This is a genomic window from Pelagibius sp. (assembly GCF_028281305.1).
GTDB lineage: Bacteria > Pseudomonadota > Alphaproteobacteria > Kiloniellales > Kiloniellaceae > Pelagibius.
Genome location: NZ_JANQKD010000068.1, coordinates 1 through 15,374 on the forward strand (window position 1 = coordinate 1; position 15,374 = coordinate 15,374).

17 protein-coding genes and 1 pseudogene are annotated in these 15,374 nt (G+C 65.9%); 12 read left to right on the forward strand and 6 right to left on the reverse strand.

The features are described from left to right. Positions 1 to 150: 150 nt before the first annotated feature. Complete coding sequence (locus tag Q0982_RS13775; protein ID WP_299396503.1) at positions 151 to 1,074, reverse strand: sensor domain-containing diguanylate cyclase; 924 nt, start codon at positions 1,072 to 1,074, stop codon at positions 151 to 153. Positions 1,075 to 1,326: 252 nt separating this feature from the next. Between Q0982_RS13775 and Q0982_RS13780 the strand changes: the two genes are divergently transcribed. The 10 genes and pseudogenes from Q0982_RS13780 to Q0982_RS13825 all read left to right on the forward strand — a co-directional run bounded on the left by Q0982_RS13780 (position 1,327) and on the right by Q0982_RS13825 (position 9,969). Beyond that, positions 1,327 to 1,818: a YaiI/YqxD family protein gene (locus Q0982_RS13780; protein ID WP_299396505.1), complete on the forward strand. Its 492-nt coding sequence runs from the start codon at positions 1,327 to 1,329 to the stop codon at positions 1,816 to 1,818. Between the two features lie 135 nt (positions 1,819 to 1,953). Beyond that, entirely contained in the window at positions 1,954 to 2,364 is a 411-nt protein-coding gene (gene msrB / locus Q0982_RS13785; protein WP_299396506.1) for a peptide-methionine (R)-S-oxide reductase MsrB, read from the forward strand. Between the two features lie 225 nt (positions 2,365 to 2,589). After that, a complete protein-coding gene (locus tag Q0982_RS13790) occupies positions 2,590 to 3,621 on the forward strand; it encodes a calcium/sodium antiporter (RefSeq protein WP_299396508.1) in 1,032 nt (343 codons plus the stop codon). 32 nt (positions 3,622 to 3,653) lie between these two features. Further along, complete coding sequence (locus tag Q0982_RS13795; RefSeq protein WP_299396509.1) at positions 3,654 to 4,064, forward strand: dihydroneopterin aldolase; 411 nt, start codon at positions 3,654 to 3,656, stop codon at positions 4,062 to 4,064. Between the two features lie 585 nt (positions 4,065 to 4,649). Further along, positions 4,650 to 6,461, forward strand: a pseudogene (uvrC, locus tag Q0982_RS13800) (excinuclease ABC subunit UvrC); the annotation flags it as partial. Positions 6,462 to 6,595: 134 nt separating this feature from the next. After that, complete coding sequence (pgsA, locus tag Q0982_RS13805) at positions 6,596 to 7,168, forward strand: CDP-diacylglycerol--glycerol-3-phosphate 3-phosphatidyltransferase (protein WP_299396512.1); 573 nt, start codon at positions 6,596 to 6,598, stop codon at positions 7,166 to 7,168. Between the two features lie 13 nt (positions 7,169 to 7,181). After that, entirely contained in the window at positions 7,182 to 7,697 is a 516-nt protein-coding gene (mobB, locus tag Q0982_RS13810) for a molybdopterin-guanine dinucleotide biosynthesis protein B (RefSeq protein WP_299396513.1), read from the forward strand. A 5-nt stretch (positions 7,698 to 7,702) separates the two neighbouring features. Then, on the forward strand, positions 7,703 to 8,971 hold the full coding sequence (glp, locus tag Q0982_RS13815; RefSeq protein ID WP_299396514.1) for a gephyrin-like molybdotransferase Glp: 1,269 nt from the start codon (positions 7,703 to 7,705) through the stop codon (positions 8,969 to 8,971). Positions 8,972 to 9,116: 145 nt separating this feature from the next. Next, on the forward strand, positions 9,117 to 9,368 hold the full coding sequence (moaD, locus tag Q0982_RS13820) for a molybdopterin converting factor subunit 1 (protein ID WP_299396516.1): 252 nt from the start codon (positions 9,117 to 9,119) through the stop codon (positions 9,366 to 9,368). 130 nt (positions 9,369 to 9,498) lie between these two features. Continuing rightward, on the forward strand, positions 9,499 to 9,969 hold the full coding sequence (locus Q0982_RS13825) for a molybdenum cofactor biosynthesis protein MoaE (RefSeq protein WP_299396517.1): 471 nt from the start codon (positions 9,499 to 9,501) through the stop codon (positions 9,967 to 9,969). A gap of 26 nt (positions 9,970 to 9,995) precedes the next feature. Here Q0982_RS13825 and Q0982_RS13830 read toward each other — a convergent pair whose 3' ends face one another. The 3 genes from Q0982_RS13830 to Q0982_RS13840 all read right to left on the reverse strand — a co-directional run bounded on the left by Q0982_RS13830 (position 9,996) and on the right by Q0982_RS13840 (position 11,879). After that, positions 9,996 to 10,421 carry a hypothetical protein gene (locus tag Q0982_RS13830; protein ID WP_299396519.1) on the reverse strand — a complete coding sequence of 142 codons (426 nt, stop codon included), beginning with the start codon at positions 10,419 to 10,421 and terminating at the stop codon, positions 9,996 to 9,998. Next, positions 10,418 to 10,582: a hypothetical protein gene (locus Q0982_RS13835; protein WP_299396520.1), complete on the reverse strand. Its 165-nt coding sequence runs from the start codon at positions 10,580 to 10,582 to the stop codon at positions 10,418 to 10,420. The genes Q0982_RS13830 and Q0982_RS13835 overlap by 4 nt, the downstream gene beginning before the upstream one ends. A 106-nt stretch (positions 10,583 to 10,688) precedes the next feature. Further along, positions 10,689 to 11,879: an MFS transporter gene (locus Q0982_RS13840; RefSeq protein WP_299396522.1), complete on the reverse strand. Its 1,191-nt coding sequence runs from the start codon at positions 11,877 to 11,879 to the stop codon at positions 10,689 to 10,691. Between the two features lie 130 nt (positions 11,880 to 12,009). Here Q0982_RS13840 and Q0982_RS13845 point away from each other — a divergent pair, with 130 nt between their 5' ends. After that, complete coding sequence (locus tag Q0982_RS13845) at positions 12,010 to 12,447, forward strand: Lrp/AsnC family transcriptional regulator (protein WP_299396523.1); 438 nt, start codon at positions 12,010 to 12,012, stop codon at positions 12,445 to 12,447. An 86-nt stretch (positions 12,448 to 12,533) separates the two neighbouring features. Then, positions 12,534 to 13,328: a hypothetical protein gene (locus Q0982_RS13850; protein ID WP_299396525.1), complete on the forward strand. Its 795-nt coding sequence runs from the start codon at positions 12,534 to 12,536 to the stop codon at positions 13,326 to 13,328. Positions 13,329 to 13,348: 20 nt separating this feature from the next. Here Q0982_RS13850 and Q0982_RS13855 read toward each other — a convergent pair whose 3' ends face one another. Together Q0982_RS13855 and Q0982_RS13860 are read right to left on the reverse strand one after the other, a co-directional pair. Then, on the reverse strand, positions 13,349 to 13,858 hold the full coding sequence (locus Q0982_RS13855) for a GreA/GreB family elongation factor (protein ID WP_299396527.1): 510 nt from the start codon (positions 13,856 to 13,858) through the stop codon (positions 13,349 to 13,351). Positions 13,859 to 14,038: 180 nt separating this feature from the next. Next, a complete protein-coding gene (locus Q0982_RS13860) occupies positions 14,039 to 14,932 on the reverse strand; it encodes a branched-chain amino acid aminotransferase (protein WP_299396528.1) in 894 nt (297 codons plus the stop codon). Between the last annotated feature and the right edge of the window lie 442 nt (positions 14,933 to 15,374).

A 15,374-nucleotide genomic window follows, 5' to 3' on the forward strand; every position in this document is an offset into this window, starting at 1 on the left:
TACGATCTTGCGCAACAGCGCCTGATGTTCGGGCATCGCTTTGCCGGCTCGCCTCCGAGAAGACTGCGTGCCGCCCAGCCGAGCGACCCGCTTCCCTGCTGCGTCGAACCGGCGGGATCACAGGTTCAAACCGCTTCAAACGCAGCGGCCTCAGGCGGTCCGCGCGACCTCCGCCGCGCGCTCGGCCGTTGCGACCCGGTTGCGTCCGCCGCGCTTGGCAGCATAGAGCGCAGTGTCGGCGGCAGCGAGCCAGCCATCCGGATCGCTGTCGATCTCAAAGGCGGCCAAACCAATGCTGAGGGTCACCTCTACCTCGCCGCCTGCGGGCAGTTGGATGGTCGTCTGTTCGACCTTCTGGCGCACCCGCTCCGCGACCGTCTGCGCGGCTGCGAGATCGGTGCCGCGAAAGACGATGGCGAACTCCTCGCCGCCGATGCGCGCCATGTAATCCTCGCCCCGCAAGGCGGCACGGCAGAGCTTTGCGACGGCGCGAAGGGTCCAGTCGCCGCCGGGATGGCCGAAGGTGTCGTTGACCCGCTTGAAATGGTCGATATCGAGAATGGCCAGGGAGGCCGGGCCCCCGCTGCGGCGCGAGGCAGCCAAAACCCGCTCCAGCTCCTCGACAAAGGCGCGCCGGTTCGGCAGGTCGGTGAGTTCATCGGTCAGGGCCTGCTGCGCGAGGCGGTGGAGCAGCCGGTCCCGTTCCCCCTCCAACCGCTTTTGCTGGCGCTGGTCGCGCATGATGGCACCGAAGCAGCGCCGGCCGTCCTGCGGCGGCACCTCGAAAGCCCGCAGACCCACGGGGATCAACTTCCCGTCGGCGTCAACGATCGAAAAGTCGCGGACCTTGCCCATAACGTCAAAGCGCGGGCCCTGCTTTGCGAAGTGGCGCATATGCTGGTCATGAACCGCGGCAACCTCGGGCGGCAGAATGCGCGCCAGCGGCTGCCCCTCCAGTTCCGAACGGTCGAATCCGCAGAGCGCCTCGGCGGCCGGGTTCATGTAGCGGACGGTGCCGTCCTCGTCGACCATCCAAACGGCATCAAGGGCGTGGGTCAGGAGATCTTCAAGCACGGCCCCAAGCACGGCCCAAGTTCGGAACGGTCCGGCATGCGGCGCTCTCGCAGGCGACCGAGGCCGCGGCGCCCGCCTCGGGCAGCACAACCTGGCCGGAAAAGTTCAGCTCCACCCAAACTATAAGATTAATCATATCGCGTATATTTTGCGCGGATAACCCTAAGCTCCGCTTAACGGACGGCGCCGCCGGGGGACCCGCAATCGGCGACGCGGCTGGCCAAACACAAAGGGCTGTGGTTCCCTCGCCGCATGAACCGTGCGTCTCCCCTGAAGACCGGCACGATCCCGGGAACGATCTATGTCGATGCCGATGCCTGCCCGGTGAAGCAGGAGATCTACAGGGTCGCAGAGCGGCACGGCTGGACCGTGCAGGTGGTGGCCAATGACATCATCGCCCTGCCGGTCCATCCCCTGATCAAGCGGGTGGTGGTGGGCGACGGCTTCGATGCCGCCGACGACTGGATCGCCGAGCGCGCAGGGCGCGGCGACATCGTGGTCACCGCCGACGTGCCGCTCGCCAGCCGCTGCGTGAAGGCCGGCGCCGAGGTGCTGGCCCACAATGGCAAGGGCTTTTCCGACCGTTCCATCGGCATGGCTCTGGCGAGTCGCAACCTGATGGCCGAGCTGCGGGAGGCCGGGCAGATCACCGGCGGTCCAAGGCCCTTTTCCCAGCGCGACCGCTCGGCCTTCCTCTCCGCCCTGCACGAGACAATCCTGCGCATCGGCCGGACTGCCCGCTAGGGGGCCTGCCCGGTTTTGGGCGCTGTCCAAGCCGGCCGCGGCCAGGGACCGGCCCCGCCCGGCCTTGAAGTCAGCCCGCCAAGGCGTAGCATCGCTGTTTGACCAGACACAGCAGCCTGGGTGAAAGGCCGGACGATGACGGCGAAGATCGAGAAAAGCGATCGCGAGTGGCGGGAACAGCTGACCCGCGAACAGTACTATGTCACCCGCATGGCGGGGACCGAGCGGGCCTTCAGCGGGCGCTACCACGACTGCAAGATCCCCGGCACCTACCACTGTGCCTGCTGCGGAGAGGCGCTCTTCGCTTCCGAGACCAAGTTCGATTCAGGCACCGGGTGGCCGTCGTTCTACGCGGCGATCGATCCCGCCGCGGTTGCAACCCGCGAAGATCGCAGCCTGTGGATGCGGCGCACCGAAGTGCTGTGCGCCCGCTGCGATGCCCATCTCGGCCATGTCTTCGAGGACGGCCCGCCGCCGACAGGCCTGCGCTACTGCATGAATTCCGTCGCCTTGAAGCTGGTTCCCGCCACCCGCCGGGCCGACTGAAGCGCCCCTGCCGGCGCCTGCGCCCGAATTTGGCGCAGTTGAACCAGCCCAAGGCGGCAGAAATCCGCCGCGGCGGCACAGAACCAATTGAAAACCGTGAGAACAATCGACATTTAAGGGCAGCTCAGCCATTGTGCGGGCCGCCGCAGCCGGATCTCCTCTTGCAGACCCGGCACCCTGATTGCCACCCGTCCTCCTTAACCAGCCCGAGAACCAGTTCCGGATATGACAGCATTAGCATTTCTGCAGGCTGGCGGTGGGTTGGTGCTTCTGTTCATCGGCGGTGAGGTGCTGCTGCGCGGCGCCGTCGGCCTGTCTTTGCGCTTCGGCCTGTCTCCCCTGCTGATCGGCCTCACGGTGGTCGCCTTTGCGACGTCGATGCCGGAACTGGTGGTTACCCTGACCGCCGGAATTCAGGGTTCGACCGACATCGGAATCGGCAACGTGGTGGGCTCGAACATTGCCAACATCCTGCTGATCCTCGGCGTATCGGCGCTGCTCTGCCCGATCCTCAAGGAGCCCAAGCGCCTTCTCCGGGACGTTGCGGTCATGGTCGGCGCCACGGCGGTGTTCATGGCGCTGGCCTTCATGGGCACCATGACCCTGCTGCACGGCGTCTTCATGATCGTTCTTCTGGTTGCCTACCTCTGGGCCAGCTATCGCGCCGAGATCAAAGGCGGCAACGACGCGGACACCGGACTGGAGGCGATCGAGGAGGCCGGCGCCGCACCGCGCTCGACCTGGCTGGCGCTGGTGCTGGTGGTCGGCGGAATCGTCGCCCTGGCTGCGGGCTCGGAGCTGCTGGTGCGCGGCGCCCTGCAGATCGCCCGCGCCGCAGGCGTGTCCGAATCGGTCATCGGCCTGACACTGGTGGCTTTCGGCACGTCGCTGCCGGAGCTGGCCACCGCCATTGTCGCAGCCATCCGGGGCCATACCGAGGTGGCGCTGGGCAACGTCCTGGGATCCAACATCTTCAATCTTCTCCTGATCCTCGGCTCCCTCTTCATTCTGACGCCGGTGGTGGTCTCGCCCGAGATCCTGGGCTTCGATATCTGGATCCTCGCGGCGGCCACCCTGATCGCAATCCCGGTCATGCTGATCGGCAAGCGCATGGGCCGCGTGTCGGGTGGCGTATTCATTGCCCTCTACGTCGCCTTCATCTGGATTCAGTTCGAACCGCAGAAGCCGGCTGTGGCTGAGTCGCTGGAAAACGAGAGCAGCAATTGGCACGCCTTGTCTCTGGTGACCCCGGGCTAGCCCGGGGACCGGCAAAGACCGATACTGATTCCATGAGCGCGACAACCAAGACACCAGACGACCCGAACGCCGCTTGCGAGGTTCTGGCCCAGCGTGTCGTCATCCGCGATCTGACCGTTTCCTGCAGCATCGGCGTCAGCGATGAAGAGCGCACCCGCCGCCAGCGCCTCCGCCTGAACCTGGACCTGCTGGTCGAACCGCAGCCGCCGCAGCACGACAACATCAACGAAGTGCTCGACTACGGGGTGCTGGCGGAGGCGATCCGCAAACGCAGCGTGGCAGGGGGCGTGAGGCTGCTGGAAACCCTGGCTGAAGACCTGGCCGGGATCTGCTTCGGCTTTCCGCAGGTCCTCGAGGCACGGATCAGGATCGAAAAGCTGGACCGCTACGCCGATATCGGTGGCATCGGCATCGAGATCGAGCGCCGCCGCCAGCGCCGCTGAAGCCGGACTCGATTCTGCTAAACCCTTGCTCTAGAAGCCAATCCCGGCTCCTGTGAAGCACCAGTTTTACACAGGTTCTACAGGACTTCGATTACCCCCTTCGTGTATGATGACTTTTTTGGGGCAGGGCCGTTTACTTTATTCTTGACTTGTTTTTTCTTACGATAAATCAATGATTTGATATCATTTGCCTAAAAATTAAGCAGATTAATAAAAATGTAGAATTCCCTAAGACTCGACTTCTGGCCACCTTAGATAATCACAGTTTTATCCACAGCTTTGGTGGATAGAATCCCCAGGGCCTCGGGAGCATTGACCGGCGGCCCGGGTGTTGATTTCCTCCTTGCCGAAGACCTCAGCCTAACCACTTGATTCGCAATGGCCAGACCTCCAAAGCGCCGTCTGAGCGACCCTTCCATCGGTGGCAAACGCTCCGCCATGGGCATGGAAGAGGACCCCGCAGAACCCTATCTGCCGCAGCCTGCGGCAGAGGGTGAGGCGGCCGCACCCGGGTTTTCCGAAACACCGGAAGACGACACCCTTGGCCAGGGTCTGGCGCGCGGCGTCGCGGTGATCGCCGATACGGTGAAGACGCTGACCGCCAGTTCCGGCGTCTACCGCATGATGAACAGGCGCGGCGATGCGCTCTATGTCGGCAAGGCCCGCAACCTGAAACGCCGCGTCACGGCTTACACGCAGATCGGCAAGCTGCCGCGGCGCCTGCAGCGCATGGTCGCCGAGACCGTCGCCATGGAAGTGGTCGAGACACACACCGAAGTCGAAGCGCTGTTGCTGGAAAGCAACCTCATCAAACGCTTCATGCCGCGCTACAACGTGCTGCTGCGCGACGACAAGTCGTTCCCCTACATCCTTCTGACCGACGACCATGCGGTGCCGCAGATCACCAAGCACCGGGGCGCCCAGACCCGCGAGGGCGACTACTTCGGCCCCTTTGCCTCGGCCGGCGCGGTGAACCGCACGATCACGGCCTTGGAGCGCGCCTTTCTTCTGCGCTCCTGTTCCGATGCGGTCTATGCCGCACGCACCCGGCCCTGCCTGATGTATCAGATCAAGCGCTGTTCCGCCCCTTGCGTCGAGCGCATCTCGGCGGCCGACTATCAGGACCTGGTGCGCCAGGCGCGCGACTTTCTGACCGGCCGCTCGCAGGAGGTGCAGCAGCAGTTGGCCGCGGCCATGGAGTCGGCGGCAGAGACCCTGGACTTCGAATCGGCAGCCACCTACCGGGACCGCATCCGCGCCCTTGCCCATATCCAGTCGCACCAGGACATCAACATCGAGGGCGTCGACAACGCCGACGTCATCGCCGCCCACGAGGAAGGCGGCCAGATCTGCCTGCAGGTCTTTTTCTTCCGCGCCGGGCGCAACTACGGCAACCGCGCCTACTTCCCCAGCCACGACAAGAGCCTGGGCATCGGCGAGGTGCTGGGCGCCTTCCTTGCCCAGTTCTACGAGAACAAGCCGGTGCCGAAGACCATCCTGGTCAGCCATCGCCTGAACGAGGAAGACCTGCTCGCCGAAGCGCTGTCGGTGAAGGCGGAGCGCAAGATCGAGATCCTGCGCCCGCAGCGCGGCGCCAAGCGCAAGCTGATCGAAAACGCCCTGCACAACGCCCGCGAGGCGCTCGCCCGCCGCCTGGCGGAGAGCAGCAGCCAACGCAGGCTGCTGGAGAAGCTGGCCGAGGTCTTCGCCCTGGACGGCACGCCCGAGCGCATCGAGATCTACGACAACAGCCACATCCAGGGCAGCGAGCCTTACGGCGGCATGGTGGTGGCCGGGCCGGAGGGTTTCGTCAAGAACGCCTACCGCAAGTTCCGCATCAAGGATCCCGGGACCGCCGCCGGCGACGACTACGCCATGATGCGCGAGGTCCTGACCCGCCGCTTCAAGCGGGCCCTGAAGGAAGACCCGGAGCGCAGCGGCGGCACCTGGCCCGACCTGGTGCTGCTGGACGGCGGCCAGGGACAGCTCAACAGCGGGCGCGAGGTGCTGGCCGATCTGGGCCTCGGCGACCTGCCGATCGCCGCGGTGGCCAAGGGGCCGGACCGCGACGCCGGGCGCGAGCGCATCTTCGTGCCCGGCAAGCCCTCCTTCATGCTGCAGCCGCGCGACCCCCTGCTCTACTTCATTCAGCGTCTGCGCGACGAGGCGCACCGCTTCGCCATCGGCAGCCATCGCGCCGGGCGCTCCAAGGCGCGGCTGCGCTCCGTCCTCGACGAGGTGCCGGGCATCGGCGCCAAGCGCAAGAAGGCCCTGCTGCTGCATTTCGGCGCCGCCAAGGCTGTGGCCCGCGCCGGCCTGGCCGACCTGGAGGCGGTGGAGGGCATCAGCAAGACCGTGGCGCGCAAGATTTACGACCATTTCCACCGGGAGGGCTGATGGCGCCGGCCTTTGCGTGAACATTTCACGCAGTGGGTCGGCCGGCACGGCTGTGCTACAAAGAGGGGTCGTTGCAGCAGTTCCGGAGCGCTGTTCCCGGCGCCGTATGAGTATAGGAAGGAAGACCGGCGGTCATGCTGACCAGCCTGCCCAATCTGTTGACGCTTTCACGGATCGCAGCCATTCCGCTGCTGCTGGTCCTGATCTATTTCGACACCCCGCTGCTGCGCTGGCTGGCGCTGGCCGGCTACATCCTGGCCTGCATCACCGACTACTTCGACGGCTATCTGGCCCGCCACAGGAACGAGGTCTCGCCGCTGGGCCGCTTCCTCGATCCCATCGCCGACAAGCTGCTGGTGGCCTCGCTCATCGTCATGCTGGTGGCGACCCAGCAGATCGCCGGTCTGCTCGTCATACCGGCGATCATCATCCTGGCACGCGAGATCCTGGTGTCCGGCCTGCGCGAGTATCTGGCCGAGATCAAGGTCTCGGTGCCCGTCACCAAGCTGGCCAAGTGGAAGACGAGCATCCAGATGCTGGCCCTCGGCTTTCTCATCGTCGGCGATGCCGGCCCGGCGGTGATCCCGGTCCAGTTCATCGGCGAGGCCGGGCTGTGGATCGCCGGCGTGCTGACCGCGATCACCGGCTACGACTATCTGGCCCGCGGCCTGAAGCACATGGTCGGCGAGGAAAGCGGCAGCCGGTGAAGGAAGGCACACCATGAAGGTCATCGGCTTTGCCGGCTGGAGCGGCAGCGGCAAGACCACGCTGGTCACCCAGTTGATCCCGGTCCTGGTGCGGCGCGGCGTCACGGTCTCGACCATGAAGCACGCCCACCACGCCTTCGACGTCGACAAGCCGGGCAAGGACTCCTACCAGCACCGCGCCGCCGGGGCGACCGAGGTGATGATCGGCTCCGGCAAGCGCTGGGCCCTGATGCACGAGCTGCGCGAGGAGGCCGAGCCCGACAGCCTCGCCCTCATGAAGCACATGAGCCCGGTTGACCTGCTGATCATCGAGGGCTGGAAGAAGGAAGGCCACGAGAAGATCGAGATCCACCGCCCCGCCCACGGCAAGCCGCTGATCCAGCCCGACGACCCCAAGGTGGTCGCCGTTGCATCAGACGCGGAACTGCCTGGCCTGCCGGTGCCGCGCCTCGACCTCAATGACATCGAAGCCATCGCCGACTTCATCGTCGACCACTGCGGCCTCGCCGCGAAGACGGCAGCCCAGTAGCGCCGATGGCCCAGCTCACCGACGACTGCTTTGCCCAGGGCGGACCGCTGATGCGGGTCGCCGAGGCACGCCGGCTGCTGAGCGAGCGCATCACCGCGGTGACAGAAAGCGAGCGCGTGTCCCTGACCGAAGCGCTGGGGCGCATCCTGGCGGAGGACGTGGTCTCGCCGGTGAACATCCCGCCGGCGCCCAACTCCGCCGTCGACGGCTATGCGGTCTACCACGCCGACCTGGACCCGGAGCAGGAGACGCGTCTGCCGGTCGCCGGCCGCATCACCGCGGGCCAGCGGGACCTGCCCGAAGCCCGGCGCGGCGCGGCGGTGCGCATCTTCACCGGCGCGCGCATGCCTGCCGGCGAGGAGGGAGGCCCGGACACCGTGATGATGCAGGAGGACTGCAGGCTGGAGGGCGAGACCGTCGTGATCCGCCCGGGCATCAAGCGCGGCGCCAACGCCCGCAAGGCCGGCGAGGACGTGACCGAAGGTGCCACCGTGCTGCACGCCGGCCAGCGCCTGCGCCCGCAGGACGTCGGCCAGGCCGCCGCCGTCGGACGGCAGGAGCTACTGGTCTCGCAGCGCCTGAAGGTGGCGCTGTTTTCCACCGGCGACGAACTGCGCGAGCCGGGCAGCCCCCTCGGCCCCGGCGCGATCTACGATTCCAACCGCTACACCATCCACGCGCTGCTGACCGGGCTCGGCTGCGATGTCGACGACCTCGGCATCCTGCCCGACCGCCTGGAGGCCGTGCGCGACGCCCTGGACGGTGCAGAAGGACGCCACGATCTCATCGTCACCTCCGGCGGTGTCTCGGTCGGCGAGGAGGACCACGTGAAATCAGCCGTCGAGGCGCTGGGCCAGCTGCACCTCTGGCGCCTCGCCGTGAAGCCGGGCCGGCCCATCGCCCTCGGCCAGGTGGGCCGCGTGCCCTTCGTCGGCCTGCCCGGCAACCCGGTGGCCGTGGTGGTCACGTTCCTGACGGTCGTGCGCCCGCTGATCCTCCGCCTGATGGGCGGGCAGGACACGCCGCCCCATACCTTCCGGGTGCGCGCCGGCTTCGATCATAAGAAAAAGAAGGACCGGCGGGAGTGGGTGCGCGCGCGCCTTGTCGACGATCCCTCCGGGGCGCTGACGGCAGAGAAGTTTCCGCGCGACGGCGCCGGCATCCTCTCCTCCCTGGTCGCCGCCGACGGCCTGGTGGAACTGCCCGAGGACTTGACCCGCCTGGAGGCGGGCGCGATGGTGGATTTCCTGCCCTTCAGCGAAGTGGCCCAGTAACCTATATTGAGACGTATTCCCCATGCTTCGAGACGCTTGCTGCGCAAGCTCCTCAGCATGAGGGCAAAGGTTCGCTGATGAGCCTCACCCTGAGGAGGCGCGGAAGCGCCGTCTCGAAGGGTGCGGCGAGAGGAAGACGACGACCGTGAAGCTGCTGTATTTCGCCTGGGTGAAGACCAAGACCGGCCTCTCGGAGGAGGAGGTGACACCGCCCGAGGACGTCGCCACCGTGGCCGAGCTGCTGACTTGGCTGGAAGGCCGCGGGCCGGAGTTCGCCGACGCGCTCTCCGACCGCGAGGCCATCCGCGTCGCGGTGAACCAGTCCTTCGCCCGGCCCGGCGACCCGGTCGGCCCGAACGACGAGGTCGCCCTCTTCCCGCCGGTGACGGGAGGGTGAAGGTGTTTTCGCTTCGCTGTGTTTTCGGCACCGGCCCGCTCCCCCTCCCGGCCACCCATAGGATACTGGCGCTGGGTGGCCGGGAGGGGGAGCGGGCTGGAACCGCCCTTCCCGCAAGGGAGACAGACTTGTGATCCGAGTCCAGGAAGCGGACTTCGATGTCGGCGCAGAGCTGGCCAAGCTGACCGACGGCAACACCGCCGTCGGTGGGCTCGCCGTCTTCGTCGGGCTGGTGCGGGACATGGCCGGCGGCAGCGGCATCAGCGCCATGACCCTGGAGCACTACCCGGCCATGACCGAAAAGATGCTGGCCGAGATCGAAGCCGAGGCGCAGGCGCGCTGGCCGCTGGAGGCGAGCCTCATCATCCACCGCTACGGTCGCCTGGAGCCGGGCGATCAGATCGTCCTGGTGGCCGCCGCCTCCGCCCACCGCGAAGCCGCCTTCGAAGCCTGCCAGTTCCTCATGGACTGGCTGAAGACCAAGGCGCCGTTCTGGAAGCTGGAAGAAACCGATCAGGGTGCCCAATGGGTCGACGCCCGCTCCAGCGACGATGCCGCTGCCGCGCGCTGGGTGAAGCGAGATCCGGATGCGGCGGAGTGACGATCGGCCTGTAAACCTTCCTAAGCCTAGGTGCCGCTCCTGAAGGGACGCTCCAGATCCTCGAAAACGAGTTCAATCGCGCCGAATTCAATCCAGAGATCGAAGTCCGGGTAGGGGCACCTCGGCGCATTGCCCGTCTCGATGTGAAGCGCGCGCCCGCTTGGGTCGAGATCAAAGACCTGAATCTCACCCACGTCTTCGAACTCTTCCATCTCCTCATCCCACGTCAGGCTGTGAGAGTCCTGCGGGAGGCCACGGATGGCCTCGAGACCGGATACACGCAGCAGGGCTGTCTTGTAGCAGGCGAAATACTTCTTCTTGTCGAAAGGCTCAAAGGCGGGGTGATCCTTCATCAGGTGGACCTCGACGAAAAACGTCAGCCGGCCCGCCTCTCTTCGCCAGCCGTGGATCCAGGAGTCCTGCCACCATATCTTCTCGTGGTGTTCGATCATCGATCCGCGGTCCAAGGGTGATCGACAACGGCATCGATGGGCCGGCAGTCGAGATGACCGGCCTGATTGAAGTGGCTGACTCTCTCCACCGCAGCGCTTTGCCGGCTGCGCCGGGATTCGAAGAACCGCCGATCGAACTTGATGGTTTCTTGCCTGCCCATGAAGATGCCGCCGAAGAACCTCTGAACACCCAACCGGATCCTTCGCCAAGTCTGACGCACTTCCTCGCGGAACGCGACAAAGATGCAGTGCTTATCGATCCCTGCTTCAGGGCGCCGCTTGAGGCGACGCGCGCGCCAGGGTCAGTGCGGCGGCGAGCGTCAGCCAGCAGGCGGCGACGACGGCGAGCACCGTGAAGCCGAAGTCGGCGTAGACCAGGCCCATGGCGGCGCCGGCGAGGAAGTGGGCGATGTAGGTAACGCCGCTGTAAAGCCCCATGACCGCGCCGCGCGTCCGCTCCGGGCCGCCCGAGAGCTGCGAGACGATGATGTTGAGGCCGATGTGGTTCAGCACGCCCCAGAGCCCCGACAGCAGCAGGATCGCTGTCGGCCCGGCGGCGGCGGCCCAGGGCTGCGCCACGTAGAGCAAAGCCAGCAGGACGAAGACCGGCGCCGCCACCCGCCAGGGGCCGAGACGGTCGAGCAGGCCGTCGAAGACCATGGCCGCCCCGAAGCCGAGGCCGTAGGCCAGCGCCACCAGCCCGCCGAGGCCAGCGCCCGCGTCGTGCAGCCCGCGCAGGTGATCGCTGAGGAAGGTGTAGGTGCCGTAGAAGGCGATCATGTAGGCCAGCGTCACCAGCAGCAGGCGCAGCACGCCCGGCTGGGTCAAGGCCTGGCGGTAGCCGGCGCCGGCGGAGGCTGCGCCGCCGCCGCGCCGCGGCATGCTGAGAAAGCTGAACGCCGAGAGCGCCGCCAGGCCGGCCAGCGCCGCGAAGGCGCCGCGCCAGCCGAGCTGGTCGGAGAGAACGGCGGCCAGCGGCACCCCCAGCACCAGGGCCAGCGACCAGCCGGTGATCACCCGTCCCACGGCGCGCGCCCGCAGGGCTTCGGGCGAGAGGTCGCCGGCCAGCGCATAGACCGAGGGGAGGATCACCCCCGCCGCCAGGCCGCAGGCGCCCAGCGCCGCCGCCAGCATCCACTCGTCGGCCGCCAGCGCCGCCGCCACCAGCGCCGCCCCGAGGGCCAGCATGGCGGCGATCAGGGTCGGGCGCCGCGGCCAGAGGTCGAGGCGCGGCGCCGCGGCCAACGCCGCCAGGGCAACGCCCGCACCATAGGCGCCGTGGGCGCGGCCGATGGCCGCCGGCCCGACTCCCAGGTCCCGCGCCATGTCGGTCAGCATCGGCGCCACCATCAGCGCCTGGATGCCGACCACGGTGATGCCCAGCATCAGGCAGGCCAGATGGCGGCTCTGGGCGCCGGTGAACTTGGCGCCTGCAGCGTCCAGGGTCGTCTCCGCCATGGTCCTCTCCGTCGTGCGATATCGGGTGATGAACCAATAGATAGCCGAACATCATTCGGTCTAAAGCGGAATCAGCCCCATCCCAGAAAATACGAATGGCGTTCCGTGCCGAACCTGATAAGGTCAGCCGATGGACGCGATGGACCGAAAGCTGTTAGGCCTGCTGGCGGAGGACGCCACCCTGTCCTACAAGGACATGGGGGAGCGGCTGCACCTCTCGGCGCCGGCCGTGCACGAGCGGGTGAAGAAGCTGAAGAAGGCCGGCGCCATCACCGGCACGGTGGCGCGCCTCGACGGGGCGGCGGTCGGCCGTCCCCTCTGCGCCTTCATCCACATGGACACCGAGGGCTGGGGCAAGTCGCCGGAGCTGATGGAGATCCAGGACGACTCCCGCGTCGAGGAGATCCACGCCGTCGCCGGCGACACCTGCGTCATCCTGAAGGTGCGCTGCGAGAGCACCAAGGCGCTGGAGGACATCCTCCACCGCCTCTACCAGGTCCCCGGCATGATCCGCACCCAGTCCTACATCGTCCTCAACACTTATTTGGAACGCGGGCCGGGGGTGTGAGTTCCATCACTCGAACAAGAGTGCACCAGAACCGCAAGTTGCCCGGAGTTTCGGACTGACAGCGCCGCACTACGCAAGGTGATCGCATGAAGACTATTCATCGTGTTTCGCTTTCCGTTTCGTTCAACGAAAAGCAGGCTTTCGGTGCTCTCGGCATTCAGTTGGACGAAGGGTTCTCCAGCTTCGACATTGAAGAGTCAGACTCTCGCTGGCCCGAGGTCGAAAGACTGATCGAGGGCTTTCAGGCAATCGACATCGCGACTACCAAGTTCTCGGCAAAGGAGATAAAGCAAGCAAAGCATCTGCGGGCAGTCGTCGATAACTATCAGGGCTGTCCGGAACCTTCCGACAATTTCGGTTACCTCAGTGTGACCTATGACTGCTCTGACTATTGCCCCGAATGCGGCTGTGGCTTGGTGCAGAAAGCCCCGTTTCGCATCAAGCTTCGCCCCAAGCACGGCCGACGTCACATCTTTGGGCTAAACTGGGTGTTTGATGAACTCTTCGCATCGACAGAGGCCTGGGAGCAGGTGTTCAAGCCCTATGGCCTTCAGGCGAGACCGATTTTGGATGCGAAGTCTGGCCGTGAGCTGGAACGATTCGTGCAGCTCACTATTCCTCAGACCGACCTCAGCGTCGATCTGACAGACTTTCCTAGCGAGACTTGCCGGCATTGTGGACGAACCAAGTGGGAGCCTATCTCTCGCGGCCACTTTCCCAAACTCAAGAGCGATTGCGACCTTCCGCTGTTCAAGACAACCCCCTATTTCGGATCGGGCGCCAGCGCCCACCATGCCGTGATTATGTCGCCCGCACTCTACCGAGCCGCAAAAGATGCGAAACTGCGAGGCCTTTCCGTCATGGTTCTTTATAGCGACTGAACCCTAGCAAATGCGGACATCTAGGATTCGCCTTCCCCATACTCAATCGCCACCACCTCCAGTTCCTGGTCGCCCGCCGGGCGCTTCCAGGTGATGAGGTCGCCGACAGCGGCACCGTCGAGGGCGCGGGCGAGCGGGGAGACGTAGGAGACCTTGCCGGCCTGCGGCTCGGCCTCGTCCTCGCCGACGATCTGGTAGTCGTGGCGCGCGCCCGCCGCGTCCTCCACCGTCACCACGGCGCCGAAGGCGACGCTGTCGCGGGGCTGTTCGGCAAGGTCGACCGGGATGGCGCTGCGCAGGCGTTCCTCCCAGTAGCGGACCTCCTGTTCGACCCGCGGCAGGTGGGCCTGGGCGGCAAGGTCATCGTCCTGCGTCTTTAACTTCGCGCGCTCGGCCTCGTAGACAGCCAGCCTTTCGCGCAGCATCGCGAGCCCGGCCGGAGTCACGAAGTTTGGATGCGCGGAGATCGGCAGGTCGACCCGTTCCTCCGGCGCGCCGGCATCGTCCTCTTTCACAAAGGCGCGGGACATCTGCGCTCTCCTTTCCACAAAAAGAAAACCGGGCGGCGCCTTCTTCCGCGCCGCCCGGCTGTTCTCTCGTTGGTCGGCACCGGCCCGCTCCCCCGCCCGGCTACCCATAGGATACTGCGCTGGGTGGCCGGGCGGGGGAGCGGGCTGGAACCGCCGCGCCGTCAGTCGCGAAAAGACAAGCTACGCCACCTTGGCCGCCGCGTGCTGGCGCACCAGGGCGTCGTAGTCGGTCATCAGGTTGCGGGTGATCTCGCCCGGGGTGAAGTGCTTGCCCTCGATCTCGGAGACCGGTGTCACCTCCACCGCGGTGCCGGTGATGAAGACCTCCTGGGTGCGGTCCAGTTCCTCGGGCATCAGCACCCGCTCGATCACCTCGTAGCCGCGGCGCTTGGCGAGGTCGATGACGGTGCGCCGGGTGATGCCGTCCAGGAAGCAGTCGGGGATCGGCGTGTGCAGCTTGCCGTCCTGCACCAGGAAGACGTTGGCGCCGGTGGCCTCGGCGATCTGGCCGCGGTGATCCAGCATCAGCGCGTCGGCATAGCCCTTGGCCTCGGCGGCGTGCTTGGAGAGCGTGCAGATCATGTAGAGGCCGGCGGCCTTGGACTTGCAGGGCGCGGTCTCCGGCGCCGGGCGGCGCCACTCGGCCCAGGCCATGCGGATGCCCTTCAGGCGCGCCTCCGGTGTGAAGTAGGCCGGCCACTGCCAGGCGGCGATGGCGACATGGATCCGGGTCTGCTGGGCGGAGACCGCCATCATCTCGCTGCCGCGCCAGGCCACCGGCCGGACGTAGCCGTCGACGATGCCGTTGGCCTCCAGCACCGCCATCGACGCATCGTCAATTTCCTTGCGGCTGTAGGGGATCTCGAAGCCCAGCAGCGTGCCGGAATCCAGCAGGCGCTGATGATGCTCCTCCATCTTGAAGATGCGCCCGGCATAGGAGCGCTCGCCCTCAAACACGCAGCTGCCGTAGTGCAGCCCGTGGCTCAGGACGTGCACCTTGGCATCGCGCCAGGGCAGCATCTCGCCGTTGTACCAGATGACGCCGTCACGGTCGTCGAAGGGAAGTATGGACATCGCTCTCTTCGTCCTTAAAACTCGGCCGCTCTAAAGGCGGCTCGTTTGCGTTCCCGGGCAGCTGCGGCAGGCGATCCGGCTCAATCCGGCCCTTGCCGCCCGCATGGCTAACCCCCAAACCCCCAGTGGATGATCCTCACTCAGTAGATGATCCTCGTTTTGCCGGTCCCCTTTTGCATGGAACGCTTCGGCGTAGATCACGGACATAATGCTCGACAGAAACCCTTTGGCGGCCTTCAATCCGCCCGGAAAATCAGTCAGTATTGCTCACCAAACAGAGATTTTATTCATCAGATAGTCCCGAATTGATACTTTTTATCAAATCCGATGCTCCAGGTGTAACAAGATTAGGCAGATATGTCAACATGGCTGACGTAAAAGGCGGACCCAACCCCCTCTTCCTGCGCGAGGAGGAGCTGCGCCAGGCGATGGAGCTGCTGTT

Coding starts and splice junctions, on each gene's coding strand:
- Q0982_RS13780 (WP_299396505.1), top strand. CDS start 1,327: ATGAACCGTGCGTCTCCCCTGAAGACCGGCACGATCCCGGGAACGATC.
- msrB (WP_299396506.1), top strand. CDS start 1,954: ATGACGGCGAAGATCGAGAAAAGCGATCGCGAGTGGCGGGAACAGCTG.
- Q0982_RS13790 (WP_299396508.1), top strand. CDS start 2,590: ATGACAGCATTAGCATTTCTGCAGGCTGGCGGTGGGTTGGTGCTTCTG.
- Q0982_RS13795 (WP_299396509.1), top strand. CDS start 3,654: ATGAGCGCGACAACCAAGACACCAGACGACCCGAACGCCGCTTGCGAG.
- pgsA (WP_299396512.1), top strand. CDS start 6,596: ATGCTGACCAGCCTGCCCAATCTGTTGACGCTTTCACGGATCGCAGCC.
- mobB (WP_299396513.1), top strand. CDS start 7,182: ATGAAGGTCATCGGCTTTGCCGGCTGGAGCGGCAGCGGCAAGACCACG.
- glp (WP_299396514.1), top strand. CDS start 7,703: ATGGCCCAGCTCACCGACGACTGCTTTGCCCAGGGCGGACCGCTGATG.
- Q0982_RS13830 (WP_299396519.1), bottom strand. CDS start 10,421: ATGATCGAACACCACGAGAAGATATGGTGGCAGGACTCCTGGATCCAC.
- Q0982_RS13835 (WP_299396520.1), bottom strand. CDS start 10,582: ATGGGCAGGCAAGAAACCATCAAGTTCGATCGGCGGTTCTTCGAATCC.
- Q0982_RS13840 (WP_299396522.1), bottom strand. CDS start 11,879: ATGGCGGAGACGACCCTGGACGCTGCAGGCGCCAAGTTCACCGGCGCC.
- Q0982_RS13845 (WP_299396523.1), top strand. CDS start 12,010: ATGGACGCGATGGACCGAAAGCTGTTAGGCCTGCTGGCGGAGGACGCC.
- Q0982_RS13850 (WP_299396525.1), top strand. CDS start 12,534: ATGAAGACTATTCATCGTGTTTCGCTTTCCGTTTCGTTCAACGAAAAG.
- Q0982_RS13855 (WP_299396527.1), bottom strand. CDS start 13,858: ATGTCCCGCGCCTTTGTGAAAGAGGACGATGCCGGCGCGCCGGAGGAA.
- Q0982_RS13860 (WP_299396528.1), bottom strand. CDS start 14,932: ATGTCCATACTTCCCTTCGACGACCGTGACGGCGTCATCTGGTACAAC.